Source organism: Yersinia alsatica, from assembly GCF_902170305.1.
GTDB lineage: Bacteria > Pseudomonadota > Gammaproteobacteria > Enterobacterales > Enterobacteriaceae > Yersinia > Yersinia alsatica.
In genome coordinates this window covers 133142-160112 of the sequence record NZ_CABHWW010000009.1, presented here as the reverse complement: position 1 = coordinate 160112, position 26971 = coordinate 133142, and the positions used below count along the sequence as shown (strand labels likewise).

Genomic DNA, 26971 nt, shown 5'->3' with positions numbered 1-26971 from the left:
TATATGTGGGTGTTTGGCACTTGCATACGGGAATCACAACATTTCATTAAAAAATATTTATCTTAATTGCTTATTTTTATGCACAACTCACATTTCACATAAAAATCAGTTTGCTGCACTGAGATTGCGGCAAAATGGATAGATATCGAGTCATCGAGTCAAAGCTCATTGATAAATTTAAAACCCACTTTCTTTTTCACCATGGCAGATGGTTTACTAATCACATCAGAGACCAAAGATCGTTTGCCTTTTTTACTCAGGTGGTCAGCCAAAGCTCTGATTGCTGCCGTCCCTGCGCCTCTAATCCCGCCCTCCACTTCTGGGCGCAAAACGTAATCGGGATTAGTCAATGAACCGGCAATGCCAGTATCTGACTCATTAATATCCATCGCCATCGTGATACTGACTATTTGTCCCGCAAGGCGAACAACAATATAGATATAATCATCACGGCTGGTTCTTAACCAACTCTGAGCAACATCACTCACTAAACGCGCGGCCTCAATAACAGTATCATCGGTCGCGGCGTTATTATCAGCAATAGCCTGATCATTTGCTTCAATCTCATAAGCAGTAGTCGTAGGATTATCGCCACTTTCATTTGGCGCAATGGTCATTAATGACCGAGCCTTAGCCTGATGATAGGTACGTCGCCACTTATTAATCACAGGTAGAATAGTTTGCCGCGCGGCTAATGTGTCGTCGGCTAAACCGCTAATGACTTCGGTCTCAAAGTGTAATTCAGTGTCTTCCATCCACTGCCCTTCACGGCGAATGCGCGGTATTGTCTCAATAAATTGGAAATTCTGTAGTGCTAATTCATAGCGCCCCATCGGTAATTCTTGTGCAATAAGTGGCGGATGGACTTCTGTCTCTGGATCATGATGTTGCAAATAATCCGCATAACTCAGTTGTGAAAAATCAAATGCCGTTTTTACATTAATCAAATTACTATTATTTTCAGCCAAGTGTTTCTGGACATTTTCTACTAGACGCCTTTCGACTTCACTATTCGAGGCACCCTGCCCTGTGTTGCCTTCTTTAATAATATGTTCAATGACCTGACCAAAATGGTTAGCATTCCAATAGGCTACACTGCCGCCAAAGAGCAGAGTGAAATCAGTCAAAATATTTAATGTCCATTCAACACAACCGGATGTCAGATCGCGGCGTAAGCGCAGGTGAGGAAGTAATTGTTCCTTGAGAGAAACATTACAGGCTAATGCTGTTGCCGGCACCGTTAGTGCCTCTCCGCTCATATCGGTATTAATATGGGTTAATGCACCTTCAACTTTAGAAGAGAAGCCTACCGAGGGTGTGTCAAACTCGATGGGGTCATTAACCTTTATTTTTGGATACGGTTTTGCTGAACCGGATATTTGTAATATTTTATCGTCATTATTATCAAAAAAATCATGAACATTATTTACAAATCTGTCTACCTGATTGCACTTGCCCTGAATAACATAGTTATAAATACTCATAATAGGCATAAGCCAACAGGCGGCAGTTCCCATGGTTCCCCGTTTTGATCGAGTAAATTTCTTCTCTGCCGTTAATACTATTTTATTAATAACCAGTAAGTTACTTTCATTAAAACTATTGACCCTGAGATTTAAATTACTCAAGCCAAAATCAAATAGAGAGCCAACTATGGGTGAAATATATAAAGGTTGACTTCCTACAGATTCAATAAATTGAATTTCAGAATATCCACCATTAAACCTCAGTAGAAATGATAATGTATCACTCCTTTTATCCAATTCAAAAACAAAACTATTCTCTTTAGCACTTTTATGGACAAACAATATCATCTTATCTACGATTTTAATAATTATATCATTAAAAAAATCAAGCGAATAATTATCATGCCCACTAAAGTTAAAACTAACTAATGCTTCTTTATTTCTAATTCTATCGTCTAACCAATAGGGTCCAAAACCATACCCTAATGGAATGGATAATATTCCTTTGACAACACAATATTGATCACAAATGAACATTTCTTGTTGATCAACCTTAATGCTAGTTATCTCCCTGCTCATGCCAATTTTCTCTAATTCATCAAGTGAGAAATAATTCATTAGAACAAAACGTGTGCCGGTATATTCATCATCCTTGTAAATTGTAACCTGAGTATCGTCTGGTATTGATATAGAGCTAATCCTATCATTAAGGGGGTTCACAATACGATACGGCCTACCAGGATTAATATTCTGATAAAGGTCGATACTTTCATTACCTGATAAACAAAATGATTCGCCAGAAAATCCATCAAACTCATAAAAACAAGCGGCACTTCTGACTCTAAAAGAGCTAATTTCATCATTCAAATTTGCCCATTTCAGTAAAAGCAATGAATCAACATTATCTTTAAAAGTCAGTGTTTTGCCTGAGAAATTTACATCTTTAGAAACTGAAACCACCATACCATAAGGAACTTTAATAGATGATATGTTGTCATTCCATTTAGGTGGAAGGACATTAACAGCATTACTCTCTGTCGTGCAGAGTACCTCCCCTTGATAATTTTCATCAATAAAAAAACAGACTTTTGGCTGACTAGAGTACACATTAGAACTCAATATTAAAATAAACAGAATGAGTAATAAAAAAGATTGATACTTTATCACACCCCCTCCAAACTTATTATTTTCATTATTAGAATTAATAGCGTGAAATTTCACAAATACACATTATCGCAATGGAGGATTAATTATTAATATATTTTTTATTATGAAAATATTATATTAAGAAGAGATATAAAGAATGGGTTGTTACTTGTAATTAGTTCAAGTGAGGTATTCTAGTCCAGCCGAAAGACCAAATTGCTAACCTGACCACTTTCATCCAATACATTAAGCTGATAACTGCCGGGCAGAGATAAAGTCTGTACCCATGATTGATTATTTTCAGTTATTGCAACTTGCTCCCCATTGAGGAACCACCAGTGTTGCCCTCGCCCCCCCTGCACCGCCAGACGAAGGTCAAGATGTTGCTGGCCCGGCAAACGTTTCACTACCGCGCCGTTGCGTATCCCCAAAATCAGCAATGGGGCCACATCAACACCCCCTTGTGGTGGGCATTCACGGCTAGCAGTGGGTAGCCGTTGGCTGCGTCGCTCAGTTATCGGTAGCCAAGGTTCGAGTGGCAATGGCCATAATGTTAGCTGCCGCGGTAGCGCATTGGGACAATCCGCGGCAACCCGTTGCCCCTGCGAATTAAGCCAAATACTGAGCTGGCTCCCCTGAATATTTTCCTGCCCAGGTGCAGCCAATGTCGGTGGGAGTGTGCCATCAAGCACCCAACTTTGACGCCGCTGTCGGCAATTAGTGTCGCCGATGGCCAGTGGTTGGCCGCCGGGCCAACAAATTTCTTCCCGGCTGACGGACGAGGGCCGAGGATCAACAGGCAATCGACGACCATTTTGCTGTAAAGCTGTCATCAACACATTGTTGACCTGATTGAGAATCGGTATCGCGGTGGCATAACCAAATTGACCCGCAACCGGTGTACCATCTGGCCGCCCAACCCACACGCCAATGGTATAGCGGGCATTAATGCCAATAGCCCAAGCATCACGATATCCATAGCTGGTACCGGTTTTCCATGCCAACGGCACGGTGGCAGGTAAAATATCATCCGGTAATGGCCGCGCCTCCCCTGCCATGATGCGCCGGGTAATCCATGCCGCTCCTGCGGAGAATAAGCGCCGCTCCTGCACTTGCTGTTGTGGTTCAAAGCGCAATGTAGCCGCCATTCCACCACGCGCAAAAGCACTGTACGCCGCAACTAACTGGTCCAGTCGCGAGCCGGTACCGCCAAGGATCACGGCTAAACTCGGCTCACTGTGCAGAGGAAAACGTAAATTCAGGCCGCCATTGCGTAAATTGGCGGTAAAGCGCTTCGGCCCATAGGCTTCCAATAGCTGCACCGCAGGGAGATTCAGTGAACGTACCAGCGCCTCACTGGCACTCACCGGGCCATGAAATCCAGTGTCAAAGTTACCAGGGCGGTAATCGCCAAAGCGGCGCGGCACATCTTGCAGCAGTGATTCAGCATGAATCAGACCATCATCCAATGCCATAGCATAGAGAAATGGCTTCAGTGTCGATCCCGGTGAACGCCAGGCACTGACCATATCCACATGACCAAAGCGGCTGTCGTCCTGAAAATCGACCGAACCGAGGTAAGCACGTACATTCATGCTGGTGTGGTCCACCACCAGCAATCCTAGCGACGTTTTCTCTGGTAGCTGATGACGCCACCCCGCAGCCATCTCTTCTAACTGCCGCTGTAACCCGGCATCCAAAGTCGTCTGAATCACTTCCCGTTGATTGCCACTGGTTAAGCGCCGAGCCAGTAATGGCGCTAATTGCGGCACCTGACGCGGTGCGAGCCAGATATCTTCTTGTTTGATATCAGCCACCTGCTGCACTGACCACACCTGATAGTCAGCCAGCCGAGTTAACACTTTATCGCGGGCCGCTTTGGCGCGCAGTGGATAGCGATCTGGCCGTAACCGGCTTGGAGCTTGCGGTAACGCAGCCAATAGTGCCGCTTCTGCCGGGGTCAGTTGCGAGGGAGGCTTGCCCAGATAAGTCCAACTGGCAGCACCAATTCCTTGCAATGTGCCGCCAAAAGGGGCGCGATTCAGATAAATTTCGAGGATTTGGTCTTTGGAAAAGTGCCACTCCAACTGAGCGGTTCGCCAGACTTGGCGCAACTTACCCAACAACGTGCGGGGATGAGGATCGATCAGGCGGGCAACTTGCATTGATAGCGTACTGCCGCCAGAAAGAATCTTACCGGCACGTAAATCCTGCCCGGCAGCGCGGATCAGTGACAGCGGGTTCACTCCCGGGTGCCGGTAAAACCAGCGATCTTCGAAGGTTAACAAGGCTTGCAGGTAATAGGGCGAAACATCGCGCAAGGAGACCGGATAACGCCATACCCCGTCCGCATCAGCAAAGCGCCATAATGGTGTGCCATCTTCCGCCACCACCACCCGAGCCACCTGAGCCTCGGTCAAAGGTAGCGGCCAAAGTCTATCCGCCAGCCACAAAGCAGCCGGAAAGAGCACAACAATCAGCACCAGCGCCCAAATTTTGCGTCGTTTTTGCATCGATGGTATTCACCTCCCCCTTACAGTAGCTTACTGCCAGCCATAAAGGGGAGTGAGTGTTTACTTAGAAACTTCAAGCTGCGGCACGGTACTTCCCAGCGCCCGCCAATCCGGGACATACATGGATTCGACCTGCGGAGCCGGTACTTGATAAATGCCCGGTGTCACCGCGCGTGCCAGATAGAGCAAGGTTGTGTGGCGGTATGGGTCAACATTGACGGCCGCCACATAGCGATCGTCACGGAACTCCTGATGCTTGATATCCGACTGCTGCATATCCTGCAATAACTCCGTCACACTGTTGGCGCTCCCCCCTAGACTGGCGCTGCTGTCACCCAAATTCTGGTTTTCCAGCTCCAAACCGGCTGGCAGTAAATCCACCACCAGAGCATCCGGTACGCGCTTATCAGCCCAGACATCTAAGTACACCAGAACCAACTCCCCGCTTTTCAGATTTGATAAATTCAGCGGCTTACCATCAAGCCCAATATAGCTGCGGCTGATATGCAAATTATTACTCAATGGCGCTGGCGTTTGCAGTGGGTATCCCACCACATCCAAACGGCTATACAGGGCGACATCGCCGCGATTTTGTAATTGCATCCCGCCCGCCAGCTGTTGAGCTGACCAGTTTTGATTAAGCGCCGCATTCTGAGTCAATGTCGGACTCTCTGCAATCGGCTCCGCCTGTGGCGCAATCGCTACCTGCCACGGTGTTTCAGCCCCATTCATCAGGGTGCGCCCAGCCAGGAACAGTGCGTTACTCTCTTGGGTAGATAGGTAGTTACGGCCCACCAGCGCATTAGATAATTCCAATAGCCGAGTGTCACGCACTTGCGGCAGCAGGTTATTGTCGGTCAGCAGTGCCAAAATCAGCGCGTCATCACGCAGCGAGCTGCCGTAATCTTCCAACCAATAATCTTTGTCACTGCGCGGGGTGTTCAGCCCTTGAGTAATGGCTGCTTTAGCCCTTGGCATATCCCCCATCAATTTCAGCGCCACGCCAAGTTGCACCAACGGCAAGCCGGAGCGCGCATCATTGCTGCGGGTATACAATTGACGTAATGCTCCCAAGGATGCCTGCTGCTGTTGCGCCAGCACCAAACCGGCATAAGCTTGCACCGCAAAGCGGGTGTGGTTGCTCTGTTCACTGTAACGAATTTGTACCTGACTCGGGTCTTGCAAATAGCGCTGCAACCGATTATTGGCGGCGCTTAACGCGGCCACTGGCACGCTGTACCCTTGCTGGCTGGCACGATAGAGGAAATCAGTGGCATAGGCTGTCAGCCAGAACTCTTCCGGGCTGTCATTACTCCACAAGCCAAAACCGCCGTTATGACGCTGCATACTGAGCAGATGCTCAATCCCGACATCAATGCTTTTACGCCGTTTTTCATCGCTATCCGCTTTGATACCCAGTGCGGTCAGTTGCGCATTATTGCTGTACAACGATGGATATAGCCCGCTCACCGTCTGTTCGAGACAGCCATAAGGATAGGCATATAATTCAGTGATATAACGAGCCAGATTCAGCGGTGGGCGGCTGGTGATTAACAGCTGCCCTTGCAGAGTTTCAGGGACTAGCCCGTCAATTGCCTCTGCCGGTAGGCTCCAGCTATCGCCACTGTGCAGCACATTAGAAAAATGGCGAGTCTGAGCTGGGTAAGCCGGACGAATGCCAATTTTCCAATGATGCTGATAATCTGCCAATTTTTCATCCGGCAAGACCATGCCAGTGATGGTCAGCCCAATATCGCCCTGACCAAAACCATTCAAGGCCCGCACCGGAATCAGCACGGTTTTGCGCTCACCCGTTGCCAGAGTGACAGCCTGAGTTTGCGCGCCCGTTAATGCCAATAAGTTGCTGGCTGCCCAGTTGAGTGACAGCGTTTGTGGTTGACCGGACAAATTGCTCAAGTCCAATGCCAGCTCGGTGCTATCTCCGCCCGCCAGAAAACGCGGGGTAGCCAGTTGGGCAATCAGCGGAGCCGCGACCACCACTTTTGACTCCGCTTTGCCGAAGTCTTCATCACTCCAGGCTTGTGCCATCAAGCGCAATTCACCATTAAAGTCAGGAATGGCGAGCTCAACAACCCCCTCCCCCTGTGCATTTAAGGTGACTGGCTGGGCTTGCTGCGCCACGATAGTGACCTCGGTAATGGGCTTTTTACCCCCACGAGACAGCGCATCTTCGTCATCGCCATCACCACCAAAACGCAAGCTGGCCAAACGCCCTTGCCCTTCAATCAATTGCCCATAAACATCATATTGATCGGCACTGTAGCGTTTGCGGCCAAAGAGAGCGTCGTAAGGATCGGGAGTGGTGTAATCCGTGATATTCAGAATCCCGCTGTCGACGGCTGACAGCAACACTTGCACGTTTTGTGGTAACGGCGCGCCGGTGCGGCTGGCTTTCACTTTTACCGTTAAGGTTTGGTTAGGGCGAATGCGGGCAGGTGCTGCCAATTCCAGCGCCAGTTTGCGGGTTTCATCAACCAGAGGCAGATGCAGCAAACCAATGGCGCGTTTTGGCGTGGCCTGCTGCGATTTATCACCAGGGCGAATCACTGTCGCGCTGAGATATAAATCATGGCGATTCCAATCCGCGTTAATCGGCACCTCAACCTCAGTGCCCCCCGCCGGGATGCTCACTTCCTGCCACCACAATGGGCCATCACTGGACTCCACCAGCAAATAACCATTACCGGCAGTGGGTGCCTCAATGTGTAATTTCACTTTTTCGCCCGGCCGATAAGCCGGTTTATCCAGTGTCAGTTTGACCTGATCAGGGCGAACCGCACCACTACCCGCCGTATTATCCTGCCAGCTATAACCGGCCCAGAAGCGGGAGCTACTGACCAGTGAGTTATCTGGATTGCTCACCTCAATGCGGTAAGCACCCCACTCGACCGGGAAGCTGACTTTGGCGCTGCCATTAGCAGGAATATCCACTGACTGCTCGGCCAGTGTCAGATCTTTTTTGTCAAACAGCGACTGCCAGCCATCACTTTCCGACCACTGCCAGTAATAGTCGCGACGCTCACGAACCAGCTTCACTTTTAAGCCATTAGCCGCCAGTTTTTCACCCTCAGCATTGGCATAGACAATGTCAAAATCAGCCTGGGTATCTTGATCGACCATGGCCTGTGATTTATAGCTATCGCTACGATAATCATAGACTTGCTGCTTGTTGAACAGCGGGCGAATGCCAGCCAGTGCCTCGGCTGGCCATAATGCCTGCTCAGCACGGCGCGTAACAGGCCGCCCGCCGGACTCCAACAAACTGGCCTGTAAAATCAGTTTCAGTGGCGATTTTGCCTCCTGCCAACTGTTATCGACGGCGATCTCCGCCTGCCCGTCGCTGTCTAGCGTGGTATCAAACTCATCCAAAGTGCGCGACAGATTTTCTTCATTAATTGAACCGAATTCGAAGCCGGGGAGAGTTGCCACCGCTTCGCGCAACGGCCGCAGGAATAGTTGGCCTTGCAGGCGGTTGCCAGCAGCTGGAGCGCCATATAAATAGCGGCCGGTGACCGCAAAGCTGGCTTCGCTGTTGGTGGCTATTGGCTCTTTGCTGGCGGTGATGTCCAATGCCATGCGCTCTGGCAGGAAATCTTCTACTTTGAATTTGTATAAGCGCGGTTGGTTGTCGCCCAGATCCATGCGCAGTGACCACTCACCGGTAGGGCCGCTTTCAGGAATGGCATATTGGTATTGATACAGACCCTCTTGTGGCTGCCAGACAAAGCTGCGCACCACCTGATTGTCAGGTTTGAGGATATCCACTTTGACCGGTTGGCTGGCGAGTGTTTTACCATCGGCATCACGCAGTAAGCCATTGACAATTAACGTCTCGCCGGGGCGATACAGGTCACGCGGACCAAACACAAAGAATTGCTTCTGGAAACCTTCTGGCCCGGCAATATCAAACTCAGCCAGGTCCAGCGCCGGTAAATTAAGGTCGATCAGGCTGGTCTGCCCGTTTTGCGAAGCTAGCAGCAATTTCGCTTTGCTGTTTTTTTCCAACTGCGCATGACCCTGCCCGTCGGTTTCGGTCTGGACCAGCACCTGGCCTTTTTCATCCAGCAATTGCAGTGTGACACCTTTTAAAGCCGCGCCACCGGCTAGTGCCTGAGCAAACACATCCATACGGTTATGGTAGCTGTGCAACGAAACGCCAATATCACTCAGGGTAAATAAGGTCGCAGCATTGGTGTAATTGTAACGCCCAGCTTGTTGCATCACTGCCAGATAGACCCCGGACTCTTGCAACGGCTTGATATCCGCTAACGGAAGTAACAGCTTTTCGCGGGTATTGGCCGCGGGATTGAGGTCAAAACGGCCGGTATAGACTAAATCGGCCATTTTCAGAAGGTCGTCCGATTCCCAGTTTGACAGCGCACTGCGGTACTGCCAATTAGCCAGAAAGCTCGCCAGGCTGCTCGGTTTAATGCGGAAAAAGTTAACGTCAACACTAGCCACATTGACCGCCATCACTGGCAAGCCCTGTGCCAACTTGCCCGGCAATAAAGAGCCTTTGCTGGCAAAACCGACACTCGGTTTGATATCGCGGGTGGTGATTTGTTGTTGCTGTTGCTTGCCAAGTTGAGCACCACCGATGCCTTTCAACTGGCTATCGACAGTGAGTAGCAATTTACGCTCGGGTTTAAGGTGGCGTAAGCGCAACTCCATCATGTTATCTGACAGCTCCCAAGCGCCGTCAATTTTACCGCTGACGGTATCAACCAGATGTACCACAGAGGAGAAGTCTTGCTTGGGGTCCAGCGGTTGCGAGAAAGTCAGCACCATGGCACTGGCACCATCAAGCTGTAATTCAGAGGCATCCAGCAAAGTGAGTGGCTGACCGGCATGGTGTTTTGCCAACTCAGCCAATGCGGCAGCATCATGGGTTTTATTGCTCGTGGTTTTACTGACGGGCTCACTGGTTTGTGTGCTGGCCGGAGCAGATGGCACGGCAACGTCCTTATTTTTGCTGCTGTCATCACAGGCAGCCAATAACAATACTGCACTGATAAAGAGAGCCATTTGGCCCCCTTTCATTTTCGACATTAACCGCTGCAAACCATTGTGATTCATATCTTGCTCCCTGGTTGATGGCAAGATTATAGCATTCGTCTGAAGGGGAATATAGAGAGCGACTCATTGGGAATATTCTCATCAAGAAAACAATTACCGCTTGGTTAAAAACAACACTAAAAACATGCCAAGTCATATTTAATATTTTTTTAAAAAGTTTGATTTAATTATTCAGAAAACGAACAAAATAGAATTAAATAAAAATAATTACAATAAAAACAACAACATAAAAAGACAAATGAATATATAAAAGAAAGTAAAAATCAAATTAATATGAAAGTTAAAACTTAATATTTTAATAAATAGCAACCCTCAAATAACTTCATTATATTTCACGAAAAATATCTCACTGTTAATTACCTCACGGATTTATTTCGTGGATTTTTTCTATAAATAGGGTTTATAAAACAATGAATCACCGCAACACATTAAATACGCGTTTATTACCACTCTCGATTCTTATCTCCTCACTGGTTTCTGGTGGCGCAATGGCTGCTACCGCAGTGCCAACAAGTGATTCTCAGCGCGTCGCGAATGGCGGTAGTTTTCTAATAACTACTGACGCTCTGACCACTAATAGTAAGAGCAAACCTGATAGCATGCTGGAATCGATGTTCCCTGCTGATATGAAGATTACCCCAGAAATGCTGACTCAAGTTCAGCAACAGTTTGATGAACAGAAAAAGACGTCCGACGAAGAAATTGCAAAGCTGACGAAGGAAGTGGGTGCAGCACAGGATCCTGCCGATAAAGCGTTAAAAGAAACAGAGTTAGCCAAATTTGAAAAAATTGCGCAAAGCGAAAATGAGCTGTTTGAAGCTACGATTGCCTATGCGAAGGACAAAACCCAAGGTAATTTGGATAAACTTAGTGAAAAATTAAAGGATAAAATCACTAATGATATCAATTCACTTCCTATATCGGGTCAATTCACTGCTAAAGAAATTGAGTCACTGGTAGAGGCTACCCTAGCCAACGATGACTCAACGCTATCGCCAGAAATTACCCAAAAAGTTGAGAGCATCAAGCAGCAGCAACAAGCTGAATTAAGTGCGCTCGACAAGTTCCAAGCTTTTGTCACTCAAAACGTACTCAGCCCTGAGCAAGCAGAAAAGCTGCAACAGAATGTTAAAGATAAGTATCAGAAAATTAATGCAGAGGCCATCGCTAAACTGGCTAATGAGCAAGCGCAAGCCGCAGATGAAGAAGCAAAAAAAATTAAGGCAGAATCTGCAGCTGAATTAGACCAGCTTAAGATAAAAGAGACCGAAGCTAAAAACGCAAAAGATGACGCTAACAATGCATTAACCGCCCTTGCTGGCAAAGATGACGCTGCGATTAAACTTGTGGATAAGAGCTGGGCTGCTAATGATAAAGATATCGAAACAAAGCTAAATGACGCGCTCAACGAGCCACTCAAAAAAAACCAAGCTGAAGCTGCCCTACAAGAGATAAAAGAGGCTAAAGAAGCCGCCAAATTAGTGACCGAGGCTGCAGAAGCACTCTTAGCAGCCGAAAAAGCCACTCAAGCACAACAAAAGGTATTTAATCTGGCAGATGCGGCCCAGAACATAACGAACACTGCACTGCAAGATAGAACTAAAAAATTTGATAGTGCTAAAGATGCCGTTGCTCAGCTAAACACATCGGCTAATGCAACTGTTGATGCGCCCGCTGTTGAGCAAACTATTGCCTCAGGAGAAAAGCAAACTGTTGATCCTGATGCTGTTGCCATAGATACCAACGTCGCTGGTGGTGAACAAAATGTGGCGGAGAAAGGCACTATCATTAACAGTGTTATTACTGAAGATGGCAACGTAAATCTGGCTGTCGGTGCTTTGGCTTATGGCACTGTCATCACCAAAGGTACCCTAAACAATAACGGCGGTACTGATACCGATACTGTTGTGGATGCTGATGCTGTACTAGCTCTGAAAGGGGAAAAAACAGGTAGCGGTAAAACAGAAATCATCAACATCGCTAAATCCGTCAATGCACAAGTTGCTGAAGGCGGTAAAGCAACTGTTGGTGAATATGCAGAAATTCATAACCTGCGCAGTGAAAAAGGTATTGTAGAACTGCAAGACGGCGCTAAGGCCTTTAACACCTGGATTGATGGTGGCACATTAACTATCGCTAAGGGTGCAACAGCAAACAAAACCACTCTGCTTGATACCAAACTGGATTTGGTTGAAGGCGCGACTGCTGATAATACTCTGGTCGGACTACGTAGCCATTTCACACTTAAAAACAAAGCTAAAACTACCGGCACCCATGTAGACAACGATGGGCAGTTTACCCTTGAGGGCGGCTCTGAAGCTGAACTGACCAACATTATCGATGGCACTATGACGGTTAATGACGGTGCCATTGCCAAAGAGACTACATTAGCAAATGAGCATGCAGAACTAATCCTTGAGTCAGGAGCTAAAGCTGAAGCCACCAAAGTACACGATAAGGCGGTATTCACCATCAACAAGGGTGCCGAAGCCCTAAACACCGAGTTGCGTTCTACTGATCTAGAGCTAGTCGCTGGCGCTAAGGCCGATGGCACCAAATTGCAAGAGAGCTCCAAGTTTACCCTGCAAAACGGCGCTGAAACACAAGATACCTATATTGGTAGTGATAGTACTTTCACCGTTAATGCTGGTGCAAAAGCCACCAACACCACCCTAGCCAGTGACAGCAGTGCCTTCGTATTGGAAGGCATCGCAGATAGCACCATCATTGATGGCGGTGCATTTGGTGTTCAGGCCGGTGCTACTGCCACTAATACCACTCTTAATATGGGTGACTTCAAGCTGGCTAAAGATGCCACCGCTGAGAACACCACGGTGAATGGCGGCAAATTTACCCTTGCAAATGACGCTGTAGCCTCCGGCACCATCATTGATGGCGGTGTATTTGATGTTCAGGCCGGTGCAGTTGCCAACGATACTCAGGTGAAAAAAGGTAAATTTAACCTGATGGCACGCGCTCAGGCGCATAAATTGGTAGTTGAAAACGGTGATGCATTGATTGCTGGCGAATTAACTGGCAATACCGTCCTGAATGGCGGCGCAACTACATTCGCCAAAACAGCCGTTGTCAGCGGTAAAATTGATGCCACTAAAAATAGTTTCATCGCTGTACATGACGGTGCAAACACCCAAGATGTCGACCTTAATTTAGCTGGCAACATGGTGTTAGTTAGCCAGGCACAAGCTGCTGCCAACTTTGCACGTTCTGCCCGCGCGGTTAGCAATAACCAGCCAGCACAGTTTGCCTTTAAAGATGTGAAGCTGAGTGGCGGTAACATTGATATGAGCAAGTCTAATGCTCAGTTAACCATGAAATCACTGGCAGGTAAGGGTGGCTTTAATTTAGGTTCAGCACTGAATAACCATGCTGGTGCGCCACTAAACGTCATTGGCAATGCTGATGGTGATTTCGATATTCAGATTGATAGCTCCGGTGTCGCGCCAACTAATCTGAATGTAATGAATGTCAAAGGGAAGAATAGTTCTAACTTGAGACTGGCTAATGGGCCGGTAGATCTGGGTAACTATCAGCATAATCTGGTCAGTGATGGCAACGGTGGCTTTAAGTTGGTTGCTGATAAAACTGCACTGACACCAAGTAGTGCCGGTGCTTTGGCAATAGCAAATACCACACCAGTTATCTTTGATGCCGAATTAAGTTCAATTCACAACCGCCTTGATGCACAACGTTCTGCGGGCAATGAAAGTGGTGTCTGGGCCAATTACCTGAACAACAACTATCAGGTTAAAGGTACTGCCGCTAATTTCAACCAGAAGCTGAACGGCGTAACTTTAGGTGGTGATAAAGCCATTGATTTGGGTGAGGCGACTTTGAGCCTTGGTGGTTTCGCCAGCCACAGTAGCTCAAACATTAAATCTGACTACCAGAGCAGCGGCAGTGTAGAAAGTAACTCTTTGGGTGCTTATGCTCAATATTTGGCAAACAGTGGTTACTACTTTAATACTGTGCTGAAAACCAACCAGTTTAAACAGAACCTTAGCGTCATTTCGAAAGGCAACAATGCGAGCGGTGCCACTAACTTCTCTGGCCTGGGTCTGGCAGTAAAAGCCGGTAAACATATCACTGTTGATGCCATGTATGTTTCTCCTTATGTTGGCCTGAGCAACTTCACCTCTGGCAAAGCTAAGCAGCAACTGTCTAACGGCATGGTAATTGAGAATCAGGGTTCAAGTACCACCACGGGGACTCTCGGGGTGAATACCGGTTATCGCTTTGTGCTGAATAACGGCGTCTCAATCGCTCCATATGGCGCATTATCTTATGCTCATGACCTTAGCGCACGTAACGACGTGATGATTAATAAAGAGAAATTTGATAACAGCCAGAAAGGTTCACGCACTAACGCAGGTGTGGGTATCAATGTAAACCTGACGCGCAACCTGTCAGTCAACTCTGAAGTGATGTTATCGAAAGGCAAAAAAGTTGAGACTCCAATAACCATCAATCTGGGTGTTGCTTACACTTTCTAAGTCACGCGCTAAGTTATTCATGTAGCAATGATAATGTTGTGCAATACAAATCATAAGTAGTCAAAAAGGGAGCCGCGATGGGCTCCCTTTTCTTTCATTCATTGGCCGACTAATGATTGGTCGACGGAATAACATTTCTCAGCCAACTGCCCCACTTACGCTGGTAAAATGCTTGGGTGTGAGTCATCAGATAATGACTGACGCCACGCTCTTTCTCATTGACCACACAAAAATCCACCGGCCCATCATCTGGCGCATGGTCACTGGCGACATTACCCGCTTCTTGAATCAGTTGGTCAATCTCATCATCGGAACCGTCAACTTCCAGCCCGATCAATAAGTTAGGTTTCTCATCTACACTTTTATCGTGCATCAGTGCCAAAAATGCGCGCCGCACCGGTTTGCGCTGACTGAATAACTGGATCAATGCATCGACCATCGCCGCAGGATATTCTTCCGGCTGCCCTAGCAGGATCTGGCTCTCTTTATCCACAACCATTTCAGCCGGTTGCGCCAAACCGCCATTTTCCAGCAACATTGCCACTTCTTGTGGCCAGAACTCTTTGCCATGCTCTGATTTCGGATTCAAAAACAGATACGCGCCTTGCGTCATTTCAAACAACACCCGCACCGGCATGGCAATAAAAGGCTGTTTTTCAGTGTCAATGGATTGATCTTCGGCGATATCCAACGCCTGCTGTAGTACCTCGACCGAGGTGAAAAAAGGAATGACAGATTCGCCATCCTGCTTTTCCCAATGCAAAATATTCACCCCGTCGCCCGCCGTGAAGGTCATTTCACCCTCTTCACCGCGCAGCTCTGCATCATCCACCAACACTAGGACAGTCGCATCCAGCAGTGCCCGGAAAAAAGCGGTGCGATGGATAGACTCTGTCGCTGCCAGTTTTAACAGGGACTCCAAACTTTGGTCACTATCATCATGGTGGTGATGGTCATGGCTATCATCAACAGGGGGTTGCGGCAAACTCATGCTCTACTCCAGAAAACAAGCAAACAAAGGGACGCTAAAAGCGCCCCGAACGTCTTTTCAAATCATTAAAATTACTGTTTTGCTTTCGCTAACAGCAAGTTGGCAATAGTACGGACACCTAAACCCGTGGCACCGGCAGACCATTGCTCAACCGCGCCTTTACGGTAAGTGGCTGAACAGTCGATGTGCAACCAACCTTGCTGATAATTTTTCACGAAGTGTGACAAAAATGCCGCAGCGGTGCTGGCTCCAGCACTGTATGCCGCCCCTGCCACGTTATTCAACTCAGCAAAATTAGACGGTAATTGGCTACGATGGAATTCGGCCAGTGGCAAGCGCCAGAACGGTTCATGCTCAGTTTTGGCGCTGCTCAGCAACTCTTGCGCCAGTTCATCATCAAAGCTGAACAGAGCATGGTAATCATTACCTAAAGCAGTTTTTGCTGCGCCAGTTAAGGTTGCAGCATCAATAATAAGTGGTGCATTCTGCTCAGAGGCATCAATCAAGCCATCAGCCAATACCAGACGCCCTTCAGCATCAGTATTCATAATTTCAACTGTCTTACCATTGCGATAACGAATAATATCACCCAGCTTAAAGGCATTACCGCTGACCATATTATCCGCACAACATAGATACAGTTTTACCCGCTCTTTTAGCCCACGAGCCGCCGCCAATGCCAGTGCACCCGTCACTGTCGCAGCACCGCCCATATCGGATTTCATTGAATCCATGAATGCGCTCTGTTTCAAGCTATAACCGCCTGAATCAAAAGTAATGCCTTTACCTACCAGACAAGCCATTACTGGCGCATCTGGATTACCGGTTGGGTTGTAGTCCAGCGCCAATAATACCGGCGCACGATCAGATCCGCGACCGACAGTGTAGATCCCCGCATAGCCCTGTTCGCGCAGATCTTCACCTTTGGTGATACGGTAGCTGACAGCGTCACAGGATACTGCGCACAGCAGATCAATCGCATTTTTAGCCAGTTGCTCTGGCCCCAAATCTTCTGCCGGGGCGTTAATGGTATCGCGCACCCAGTCGATAATTTTCAGTCGTTGCGCTAACTCGGTTTTTTCGTGCTCTGGCAGTTCTGCCCACTCCACGCTGCGCTGACCTTTTGGCCCACGGAACCCTTGCCAGAATGACCAGCTTTCCTCCAGACCCCAGCCCTCCCCGGCCAGTTTGACTTGTTTGATGCCTTGCCCGTCTATTTTGCGGGCGGCACGTTGAATCGCACCTAATTTGCCATTACCGGTCAGGTGAATCGTCATCCCCTCAGCATCAGTACTGAGCAGGGCTTTCTCGCCCCAGCGGGCATCTGCCGGATTATTGGATAGGGATACTTGCATCATTTCTGTTGTCATGGACTACCTCTTCATTATTATTTTTTGCTGTTATTCAGCTGCTTATACGCAGGTCTATACCGAATAAATTTCATGGTGCAGGAAGGCGACAAACGAGTTCATCCCGATGAGCTTACTCAAGTAAGTGATTCGGGTGACCGAGAGCAGACAACACACCTGCAACTTGAAAGATGAAGGGCATATATTGACCGCGGCGGTTACCAATCTTGCTGTAAAATAGCCGTCTTAGCGGGCCATAGCTCTAAGGTATCAGATCAGGTACAAAAAAGGGCCGCTTACGCGACCCAATTTTTACTCAATATATTTCAAGATGCAGGAAGGCGGTAAGTGAGTAAATCCCGATAAGCTTACATAAGTCAGTGATTCGGGTGCGCGAGCGCCACCAACACACCTGTAACTTGAAAGATGACGAGTAGCGTTATTCAAACTCATCCAGCCAAACCAGCAAAATTGCCTCGAGTATTTTTTCATTTGATCCCTGAGGATCATCCTCAAAATCTTCCAAATCACAAATCCATTGGTGCATATCCGTAAAACGCACGGTTTTAGGATCCGTATCCGGGAATTGATCGTAAAGGGCTTCGCCAATCTCACGGGTATCTTGCCACGTTAAGCTCATATCAGTGCTCTCTTGCGTGGTTAATGGTATAACGCGGGATCTCAACCACCAGATCTTCGTCGGTGACTCTGGCCTGACAGCTCAGGCGGCTCTCCGGCTCCAGACCCCAGGCTTTGTCCAGCATGTCATCTTCCAGTTCACTGCTTTCTGGCAGAGAATCAAAGCCTTCTCGCACGATACAGTGACAGGTAGTGCAAGCGCAGGATTTCTCGCAGGCATGTTCGATGTCAATCCCATTGCGTAAGGCAACATCCAGTATAGTTTCACCTTGAGTTGCTTCCAGTACTGCACCATCCGGGCAAAGGTCTTTATGGGGCAGAAATACTATTTTAGGCATGATTAAACCTCATCCACTGAATGGCCAGCCAAAGCACGGCGAATAGAAGCATCCATCCGGCGCGCGGCAAAATCTTGCGTTTGTGCATCTAACGCCTTTATCGCAGCTTCGATTGCGTGTGGGTCAGTGCCCTGCATCTGCTGCTGTAATGCCGCCATTGCCTGAGCGATCGCGGTACTTTCTTGCTCACTGAGTAATGCTGCATCTGCGGCCAATGCGCCTTGTAAACTCTCCAGCACACGGGAAGCTTCGACTTGTTGCTCCGCCAGCTTACGCGCGCCGATATCACTTTGCGCATTCGCCATCGAATCTTTAATCATATTGGCAATTTCATCATCAGACAGCCCATAAGAGGGCTTCACCTGAATCGATGCTTCAACGCCAGTAGATTTCTCCATCGCCGTGACACTCAATAAACCGTCGGCATCCACCTGGAAAGTCACACGGATATGTGCGCCGCCGGCGGGCAATGGCGGTAAACCACGTAAGGTAAAGCGAGCCAAAGAGCGGCAATCTTGCACCAACTCACGTTCGCCTTGCAGCACGTGGATCATCATCGCGCTTTGACCATCTTTAAAGGTGGTGAACTCTTGAGCGCGGGCGACTGGAATAGTGGTATTACGCGGTATGACTTTCTCGACTAAGCCGCCCATGGTTTCCAGCCCTAAAGACAGCGGGATAACATCAAGCAGCAGCATGTCACTGTCAGGTTTATTTCCAACCAGAATGTCTGCTTGAATGGCGGCACCGATGGCGACTACTTTATCGGGATCAATTGAGGTCAGTGGCATACGGCCAAAGAATTGTCCCACTTGCTCACGCACCAAAGGAACCCGGGTCGAACCGCCCACCATCACCACTTCCAATACTTCATCAGCAGTGACGCCAGCATCTTTTAATGCCCGGCGGCAAGCCATCAATGTGCGCTTAATTAATGTGGCAATCAGAGATTCAAACTGGGCACGGGTAATTTGCCCTTGCCAGCCCGCCACCGACACCTCAACAGAATCAGCATCACTTAACGCAATTTTGGCGGCAATTGCCGCATCGAGTAGTTGCCGCTGAATACCATGATCATCACGGGAATCTATACCAGCTTGCTCACGCAGCCAGTCGGCCAATAAGTGGTCAAAATCATCACCGCCCAGTGCTGAATCACCACCGGTTGCCAACACTTCGAATACCCCACGACTTAAACGCAGGATAGAGATATCAAATGTCCCGCCCCCTAAATCGTAAACGGCGATAACCCCTTCCTGACCTGAATCCAGGCCATAGGCAATGGCGGCAGCGGTCGGCTCATTAAGCAGACGCAACACATGCAACCCAGCCAGACGGGCAGCATCTTTGGTGCCCTGGCGCTGCGCATCATCAAAATAGGCAGGAACGGTGATCACTACCCCGTCTAACTCCCCTTCCAATGCCGCCTGGGCGCGCTGTGCCAATGTTTTGAGAATGTCCGCAGACACCTGCACCGGATTGACCAACCCGGTGACGGTCTGGATCATTGGCAAGCCATTTTCACTCGGCTGGAATTGGTAAGGCAGATTGGGGTAGCGCTGTTTGATATCCGCCAGAGAGCGGCCCATCATACGTTTGACCGAGCTGATGGTATTGACCGGGTCCAGTGCGGCTAAATGACGCGCGTTCCAACCGACATCAATGCCATCTTGTTGATAATGAACGACAGACGGTAAAAGATCCCGCTGCTGTTCATCTGCCAGCGTTTGCGCTTTACCGCTGCGCACTGTGGCTACCAATGAGTTGGTGGTACCTAAATCTATTCCTGCGGCCAGCCGACGTTGATGCGGCGCAGCAGTTAAACCAGGCTCACTAATTTGTAATAAGGCCATGTTGAGCTTCCATCAATCATGAGTCTAAAAAGTAAAATCTATGTGGCGCTATCGCTCTAATAAGAATGAGTCGGGCATTATAGTGATCAATAAATTGAGTTTTATTTATTTTTATCAATCAGGTACTCAGGCAAAGTCGTCAAACAGCCGCTCTTCCAGTTGCTCGACCTGCTGGTGCAATTTATCCAGAAAACGTAATTTCCGCACGGTATCAGCCGCCTGTTCCCACTGCTGCTTGTCCAGTTGCTCAACCATCTGCTGACTGCGCGTTTGCGTCATCACAGCAAGGCGGTTATTGAAGGCCGCCAGCTGTGTCTCGGCATCTGGCTTACGTTCGATAGCATCAAGCTCTTCCCGCAGTTCCAATTGTTCCATCAGAAACGCGGTATCACGCATAGTGTGCTGTTCGTTGCCCAAATCAAAACCCTGCAAAGATAGCATATACTCAGCCCGTTTTAACGGATGCTTGAGGGTTTGATAGGCGTCATTGATGGTCGCGGCTTGCTGCAAAGAGGCCAAACGCTCGCGTTCAGGCTGATTTGCAAAACGATCGGGGTGGAATTGGCGTTGCAATTCTTGATAGCGGGTAGTGAGTTGGTTGCCGTCGATCTGATACTGAGCCGGCAGCCCGAATAATGTAAAATAATCCATAGCATGCTCTGGGAGTTGTCGTGATGACTGAGCTGAGATCTATATAGCTCTCTTTTAGTGCAAGAGAGCTATATTAAGCATCAAGTGCCTGAGACAGGAACAAAAACAGGAGTTAAACGTTAAAGCTTTCGCCACATCCGCACTCACTTGAGACGTTCGGATTGTTGAACTTAAAGCCTTCGTTTAGCCCTTCTTTGACGAAATCCAGTTCGGTGCCGTCAAGATAGACCATGCTTTTGCCGTCGATGATCACTTTCACGCCTTTGTCTTCAAAAACGATATCGTCATCGTTCATTTCATCAACAAATTCCAAGACATAAGCCATACCGGAGCAGCCCGATGTCCTCACGCCTAAACGCAGACCCAAGCCTTTACCACGGTGATTTAAAAAGGCACTGACCCGTTGTGCAGCACTGTCGCTGATTGATATCGACATATACCTTCCTCAACTCTTGGACGCTGCCCATAACAGCAAATATCGCACTATGGGCTAGCTATTAATAACCTATTCTACGACTACTTAGCGGTATGTTTGCTTTTGTAGTCGGCAATAGCTGCTTTAATGGCATCTTCAGCCAAAATTGAGCAGTGAATTTTGACTGGCGGTAACTCCAGCTCTTCTGCAATCTGGGTATTCTTGATTGCTTCAGCTTGCTCGAGAGACTTGCCTTTCATCCATTCAGTTACCAGCGAGCTGGAAGCAATGGCAGAACCGCAGCCATAAGTCTTAAAACGAGCATCTTCAATGATACCGGCGTCGTTGACTTTGATCTGCAATTTCATAACGTCACCACAAGCAGGTGCGCCAACCATGCCGCTACCGATGGTAGGATCTGCATTGTCGAATGACCCAACGTTACGTGGGTTTTCATAATGATCGATTACTTTTTCGCTGTAAGCCATGTGATTACTCCTGATTCTTAAAGTCTGGAATTAATGGTGAGACCATTCAATGCTGCTGATATCCACGCCCTGTTTGAACATATCCCACAGTGGAGATAAGTCACGCAGACGACCAATGGATTTACGTACCAGCGCAATGGCGTAGTCGATCTCTTCTTCTGTGGTGAAGCGACCCAGAGAGAAACGAATTGAACTGTGAGCCAGTTCGTCGTTCATCCCCAATGCACGCAGCACATAGGAAGGTTCCAGACTCGCGGAGGTACAGGCTGAACCAGATGAAACAGCCAAATCTTTTAATGCCATGATCAGCGACTCACCTTCAACATAGTTGAAGCTGACGTTAAGAATGCCAGGTGCGCCATTCTCTAAATCGCCATTCAGGTAAACTTCTTCGATATCTTTGATGCCGTTCCACAGACGTAGACGCAGTGAGCGCAGGCGTGCAGCTTCGCTTTCCATCTCTTCTTTGGCAATACGGTAAGCTTCACCCATGCCAACGATCTGGTGCACTGGCAAGGTACCAGAACGCATGCCGCGCTCATGGCCACCACCGTGCTGCTGTGCTTCAATACGAATACGTGGTTTGCGGCGAACAAACAGCGCGCCAATGCCCATCGGGCCATAAACTTTATGGGCAGAGAAGGACATCAAATCGACTTTCAGTTTGCTCAGGTCAATCGGTAATTTACCGACGCTCTGGGTAGCATCGACGTGGAAAATGATCCCGCGGCTACGGCACATTTCGCCGATTTCAGCGATATCCTGCACCACACCGATTTCATTATTCACATGCATGATAGAAACCAGAATGGTATCTTCACGCATTGCCGCTTCCAGCTGTTTCAGGTCGATAATACCGTTAGACTGCGGTGCCAAATAAGTCACGTCGAAGCCTTCACGCTCCAATTGACGACAAGTATCCAGCACCGCTTTATGTTCGGTCTTACAGGTGATGATGTGCTTGCCTTTCTTCTGATAGAAGTTAGCAGCACCTTTAATTGCGAGGTTATCAGACTCAGTTGCACCAGAGGTGAAGACAATCTCGCGAGGGTCTGCACCAACTAATGCGGCAATATCATTACGTGCAATATCAACAGCTTCTTCTGCCTGCCAGCCAAACTTATGAGAACGAGAGGCCGGATTACCGAAAATGCCATCCAGAGTCAGGTACTGCATCATTTTTTCAGCGACACGAGGATCTACCGGGGTCGTTGCTGCATAATCCAGATAGATCGGTGTCTTTACTTTTGATTCGGTCATTGCTCTTATGCTCCGTACATCACTTCCAAAACGTAAAATTCCGCAGATTCTGCTTATGCGCGCAGATTGACGTTAATCGTCTCTTGCGGTCGGCCATTGGCCGTACGGCGCGTATCGTTATTTTGACGATCCGCTACCTCTAGAATATCTTGGTTATTAACCAGTTCTGCCAATGTGATGTTGTTGAGGAAGCTGCTGATGCGCTCACTCAAATCACGCCACAAGGTATGAGTGAGGCAACGATCGCCACCCTGACAACCTTCTTTACCCTGGCAACGGGTGGCATCGACAGATTCGTCAACGGCAGTGATTACGGCACCGACCGCAATTGCTGATGCATCTTTACCCAGCAGGTAACCGCCACCTGGACCACGAACGCTGGCGACTAAGCCATTTTTGCGTAACCGTGAAAAAAGCTGTTCCAAGTAGGATAATGAAATCCCCTGACGCTCTGAAATATCTGCCAGAGGAACTGGCCCGTCCTGGGAATGTAATGCCACATCAAGCATGGCGGTCACGGCATAACGGCCTTTGGAAGTCAGTCTCATAGCTAAAGTTACCTGTTGGTGAAAACAAGCCAGAATTCTGACATTCTTGAGTGTTTTAGTCAACTATTTAACCTAGTGATTTACTCAAGTATTATTTATCTATTTCATTCTCGATAATATGTGGCCGTTTGCATAATAACCAATTGATATAAAGCATTATTTTTTGTCGCTATGCTCACTGGCATCTGCATCACGTTGCGGATATTTATCTTGTTTTTCAATAGATGTCAGCATGCCACGCAAAATATTGAGCTCTTGAGCCTCTGGGCGCGCACGGGTAAATAGACGACGCAACTTACTCATAATCTGGCCCGGATGTGCCTGACGAATAAAGCCGGTGTGGGATAAAACCTGTTCTAAATGCAGATAGAAACGCTCCAGATCATCCACTAATGGATAAGGGGCTTCCTCTTCTTCTACTATTGGTGCTGCCGCTTGCTGGCGATCAAGGAATGCTATCCGCACTTCATAGGCTAGGATTTGCACCGCCATGGCCAAATTCAGTGAGCTGTATTCCGGGTTTGCCGGGATAGCTACATGATAATGGCATTTTTGCAGCTCATCATTAGTGAGGCCAACTCGCTCGCGGCCAAACACCAGTGCTACTGGGGCATGCTCTGCTTCACGGGCGCTGCGGACACCACATTCACGCGGTTCCAACATGGGCCAAGGCAAGGTACGAGAGCGAGCGCTGGTGCCAACCACCAAGCTGCATCCTGCCAAAGCTTCATCCAAGGTATCAACGATAGTGGCATTGCCAATCACATCGCTGGCGCCGGCTGATAAGGCAATGGCTTGTGAATCCGGTTTTACCAAAGGATTGACCAGATATAAATTGGTTAATCCCATTGTTTTCATGGCCCTGGCTGTCGAACCCATATTGCCGGTGTGTGAGGTCTCAACCAAAACGATACGAATATTGTGTAACATACAAACTCTAAGGATAACGGGGAATCGCCATATCTTAACACAGACATAGGCATTTATCAGATCCCCTGCTATACTACGCGCCGTTTCTCGTTCTTTAACATCCTAGTGGAAGATACCCATGCATCCGATGCTGACTATCGCCATACGCGCTGCGCGTAAGGCCGGTAACCTGATTGCCAAAAATTATGAAACCCCGGACGCTGTCGAAGCGAGCCAGAAAGGCAGTAATGACTTTGTTACCAACGTTGACCGTGAATCAGAGAATTTGATTGTTGACGTTATCCGTAAATCTTACCCAAAACACACCATTATTGGTGAAGAGTGCGGTGAGTTGGTCGGCGAAGACGATGATGTACAATGGGTTATTGATCCACTGGATGGCACGACCAACTTCATCAAACGTCTCCCTCATTTCGCAGTTTCTATTGCAGTACGCATCAAAGGCCGTACTGAAGTTGCTGTGGTTTATGACCCAATGCGTAACGAACTGTTTACAGCTACCCGTGGTCAGGGCGCTCAGTTAAACGGCTATCGTTTGCGCGGTACCAACGCGAAAGATTTAGACGGCACCATTCTGGCGACTGGCTTCCCATTCAAAGTTAAACAACACGCACCGGCCTATATCCGTGTGGTGGGCAAACTGTTTGAACAGTGTGCCGATTTCCGTCGCACCGGTTCTGCCGCGCTGGATCTGGCTTATGTTGCCGCTGGCCGTGTAGATGGTTTCTTTGAGATTGGTTTGAAGCCTTGGGATTTTGCTGGTGGCGAACTGTTAGTACGTGAGTCTGGTGGTATCGTGACCGACTTTGCTGGCGGCCATAACCATTTCAGTTCAGGGAATATTGTTGCGGGTAATCCACGTATCGTGAAATCTATCGTTCAAGCAATGAGCGATGAAATCAGTGATGCATTGAAACGTTAATTCCTCGCGAATAACCGTTTCAAATCAAAAGCCAGTCTGGGTTAACCGACTGGCTTTTTTTATGGCAAGATTTAGCGTCCAAAGGGCCGAATGCCACCGATGAAATCGGGCTGGCTGGAAAGATAAAGCAAAACTCCGGCAAATAACAAAATTATACCGCCCGTTAATGCTAATGTTCCCCACGCTATTGCCCCCCAAGCCGCAGGTGCTCGTTTGTGGCTTAAACGCACCGCTAACCGCCGCGCATAATGGACGAACAGTGCCAATAACGAGATGGTTAATGATGTTCCTATCGCCATGGCGATAGCAGACAAAATCCCCCACCAGTAGACTCCAATCACTTTGGCAAACAGCAGCACCATGATAGCCCCTGAACAAGGCCGCATTCCCATGGCCAGAACAATCGCCAGCCGAGTACGCCAATCATCCCCCGCTTGCAGTTCTTGAGTGCTCGGCATATGGCGGTGCCCACAACCACAGTTATCACTATGCACGTGATCCGCGCTGAGTGGTTGTATACGTTGGATGGTAATTTTTTGTGGCTTGAGTATTTTTATCTGCTGATAAAGCCGCTTTATTGCCCGGTAACATAATAAGATACCGAGGGCGATAACTAATAGGAAGCTGCCTTTTTCCAGCCAGAAACTACTCTGATGCAAATAGCGGGAAGAGAGTTGCAACATGCCCAACAGCACCGTGACCAGTAGAATTGCTACCGCGCCTTGCAGTATTGACGCGGCAAACGTCAGCTTCAAACTGCTTTTTAACTGGGCTGGATGAGTGGCTAAATAGGTCACAATCACGACTTTGCCATGCCCCGGCCCCACCGCATGTAGCACCCCATAAATCAGACTGAACATCATCAGTGCAAAACCGGTCTGATGTGGATTAGCTTTAACCTGTTGCAGTAGCTGGGCCATTTGCTGATGCATATTTTTTTGCCAGACCACCGTCTTGAACAGCAGTTCCGGCCAATAGAGCCAGACAACATGGGCAGCACCCGCCAGCAGCACTAAAAACAGCAACAGTGGCCATAAATTTATTAACCAGTGTCTGTGGCGCGAAGCCGAGGTGAGCCCTACTGACATTGCACAGTGACTCGTTGTGCGAATTGTTTCCCAAGTTCCATATCTTCTCCTGGTGAATCACTCTTATCCAATGACAGCGCATAAGCCTGCAATGAAGCATTCGGATTGGGGGTGAATAAGGTTAATTTGCAGCTTTTTTCCATTTCTGCCGATAGCCTGACGGCCTTATCTCCGGCATAAGTCATATCCACAAAATAGGTCGGGTCGTAAGTTGAGATAATAAAAGGTTTCCCCACCAAAGGTTGTGGCTCAGCCAAGGGCAAAACAAACTCCAAAACCGCCTGATGGCCCTTACGCGACAAATGATATTCTGTCGGCAAGTTTTTATATTTCACCGGTTTACCATCACGGTATATATCCGTGAAATAATGTTGCCCAAGCACATTGGCCATCACTTCGGCTGCCAGCTTCTTCCAGATTTCAGAATCACTTTTGGCATTTTCTGCGTCATACAACAGATCTGCGGAAGTAATCTCATCCATCGTCCAGACCATTTTTATACCCACCAGCGTCTGTTTTTCACTGACAAGGGTGGCATCCATATCGATAAAGCTGTGGGGATGGGCTGCTGCCAATTGGCTATACATAAAAGCGCTCCCCGCTAACAGCAAGGCTGTTAGTCGCTTACCCATAACGAATTTGTTATAACATAACATATCCTGCATAAATCAATCCTTGGAAATTCCACGATAACTGTGATGTAAGTTGTAAGTCGATGTAAAAGCCTCTTACCTCAGTAAACCGAATACAATCTCCTTTGCTATGC

18 protein-coding genes are annotated in these 26971 nt (G+C 48.1%); 2 read left to right on the top strand and 16 right to left on the bottom strand.

Annotated features, from left to right (window positions below):
- Window positions 1-158: 158 nt before the first annotated feature.
- The 3 genes from FTA96_RS05475 to FTA96_RS05465 all read right to left on the bottom strand — a co-directional run bounded on the left by FTA96_RS05475 (window position 159) and on the right by FTA96_RS05465 (window position 10222).
- Window positions 159-2630, bottom strand: coding sequence for a peptidase inhibitor family I36 protein (locus FTA96_RS05475; protein WP_391592621.1), 2472 nt, complete (start codon window positions 2628-2630; stop codon window positions 159-161).
- Between the two features lie 176 nt (window positions 2631-2806).
- Complete coding sequence (pbpC, locus tag FTA96_RS05470; protein ID WP_145573310.1) at window positions 2807-5125, bottom strand: peptidoglycan glycosyltransferase PbpC; 2319 nt, start codon at window positions 5123-5125, stop codon at window positions 2807-2809.
- A 60-nt stretch (window positions 5126-5185) separates the two neighbouring features.
- Window positions 5186-10222 carry an alpha-2-macroglobulin family protein gene (locus FTA96_RS05465; protein WP_145573308.1) on the bottom strand — a complete coding sequence of 1679 codons (5037 nt, stop codon included), beginning with the start codon at window positions 10220-10222 and terminating at the stop codon, window positions 5186-5188.
- Between the two features lie 410 nt (window positions 10223-10632).
- Here FTA96_RS05465 and FTA96_RS05460 point away from each other — a divergent pair, with 410 nt between their 5' ends.
- The gene (locus tag FTA96_RS05460; protein WP_145573306.1) at window positions 10633-14733 is read left to right on the top strand and encodes an autotransporter outer membrane beta-barrel domain-containing protein; all 4101 of its coding nucleotides are present in this window, start codon (window positions 10633-10635) and stop codon (window positions 14731-14733) included.
- Between the two features lie 109 nt (window positions 14734-14842).
- Here FTA96_RS05460 and sseB read toward each other — a convergent pair whose 3' ends face one another.
- The 11 genes from sseB to trmJ form a co-directional block, all read right to left on the bottom strand.
- Window positions 14843-15724 carry an enhanced serine sensitivity protein SseB gene (gene sseB, locus FTA96_RS05455; RefSeq protein ID WP_145573305.1) on the bottom strand — a complete coding sequence of 294 codons (882 nt, stop codon included), beginning with the start codon at window positions 15722-15724 and terminating at the stop codon, window positions 14843-14845.
- 71 nt (window positions 15725-15795) lie between these two features.
- Window positions 15796-17094 carry an aminopeptidase PepB gene (gene pepB / locus FTA96_RS05450; RefSeq protein WP_050122964.1) on the bottom strand — a complete coding sequence of 433 codons (1299 nt, stop codon included), beginning with the start codon at window positions 17092-17094 and terminating at the stop codon, window positions 15796-15798.
- 418 nt (window positions 17095-17512) lie between these two features.
- Window positions 17513-17713 carry a Fe-S cluster assembly protein IscX gene (iscX, locus tag FTA96_RS05445; RefSeq protein ID WP_050108030.1) on the bottom strand — a complete coding sequence of 67 codons (201 nt, stop codon included), beginning with the start codon at window positions 17711-17713 and terminating at the stop codon, window positions 17513-17515.
- A 1-nt stretch (window position 17714) separates the two neighbouring features.
- The gene (fdx, locus tag FTA96_RS05440) at window positions 17715-18050 is read right to left on the bottom strand and encodes an ISC system 2Fe-2S type ferredoxin (RefSeq protein ID WP_004707904.1); all 336 of its coding nucleotides are present in this window, start codon (window positions 18048-18050) and stop codon (window positions 17715-17717) included.
- Between the two features lie 2 nt (window positions 18051-18052).
- Window positions 18053-19903 carry a Fe-S protein assembly chaperone HscA gene (hscA, locus tag FTA96_RS05435; RefSeq protein WP_050108031.1) on the bottom strand — a complete coding sequence of 617 codons (1851 nt, stop codon included), beginning with the start codon at window positions 19901-19903 and terminating at the stop codon, window positions 18053-18055.
- 126 nt (window positions 19904-20029) lie between these two features.
- Window positions 20030-20554: a co-chaperone HscB gene (hscB, locus tag FTA96_RS05430; RefSeq protein WP_050108033.1), complete on the bottom strand. Its 525-nt coding sequence runs from the start codon at window positions 20552-20554 to the stop codon at window positions 20030-20032.
- A gap of 112 nt (window positions 20555-20666) precedes the next feature.
- The gene (gene iscA, locus FTA96_RS05420; protein ID WP_004707910.1) at window positions 20667-20990 is read right to left on the bottom strand and encodes an iron-sulfur cluster assembly protein IscA; all 324 of its coding nucleotides are present in this window, start codon (window positions 20988-20990) and stop codon (window positions 20667-20669) included.
- Window positions 20991-21070: 80 nt separating this feature from the next.
- On the bottom strand, window positions 21071-21457 hold the full coding sequence (iscU, locus tag FTA96_RS05415; protein ID WP_004393581.1) for a Fe-S cluster assembly scaffold IscU: 387 nt from the start codon (window positions 21455-21457) through the stop codon (window positions 21071-21073).
- 30 nt (window positions 21458-21487) lie between these two features.
- Entirely contained in the window at window positions 21488-22717 is a 1230-nt protein-coding gene (locus FTA96_RS05410; RefSeq protein ID WP_145573303.1) for an IscS subfamily cysteine desulfurase, read from the bottom strand.
- A 53-nt stretch (window positions 22718-22770) separates the two neighbouring features.
- Window positions 22771-23265 carry a Fe-S cluster assembly transcriptional regulator IscR gene (gene iscR / locus FTA96_RS05405; protein WP_004707916.1) on the bottom strand — a complete coding sequence of 165 codons (495 nt, stop codon included), beginning with the start codon at window positions 23263-23265 and terminating at the stop codon, window positions 22771-22773.
- Between the two features lie 156 nt (window positions 23266-23421).
- Window positions 23422-24195 (bottom strand): tRNA (cytosine(32)/uridine(32)-2'-O)-methyltransferase TrmJ, encoded by a 774-nt coding sequence (gene trmJ, locus FTA96_RS05400; protein WP_050122965.1) that lies wholly within the window; start codon window positions 24193-24195, stop codon window positions 23422-23424.
- A gap of 118 nt (window positions 24196-24313) precedes the next feature.
- On the opposite strand from trmJ, the gene suhB reads away from it, so the two are divergent.
- The gene (gene suhB, locus FTA96_RS05395; RefSeq protein WP_050108039.1) at window positions 24314-25117 is read left to right on the top strand and encodes an inositol-1-monophosphatase; all 804 of its coding nucleotides are present in this window, start codon (window positions 24314-24316) and stop codon (window positions 25115-25117) included.
- Between the two features lie 71 nt (window positions 25118-25188).
- Here suhB and FTA96_RS05390 read toward each other — a convergent pair whose 3' ends face one another.
- Entirely contained in the window at window positions 25189-26205 is a 1017-nt protein-coding gene (locus FTA96_RS05390; protein ID WP_050151793.1) for a nickel/cobalt transporter, read from the bottom strand.
- Window positions 26196-26861 (bottom strand): DUF1007 family protein, encoded by a 666-nt coding sequence (locus FTA96_RS05385; protein WP_172665644.1) that lies wholly within the window; start codon window positions 26859-26861, stop codon window positions 26196-26198. Before FTA96_RS05385 ends, FTA96_RS05390 begins: the two co-directional genes overlap by 10 nt.
- Window positions 26862-26971 lie beyond the last annotated feature (110 nt).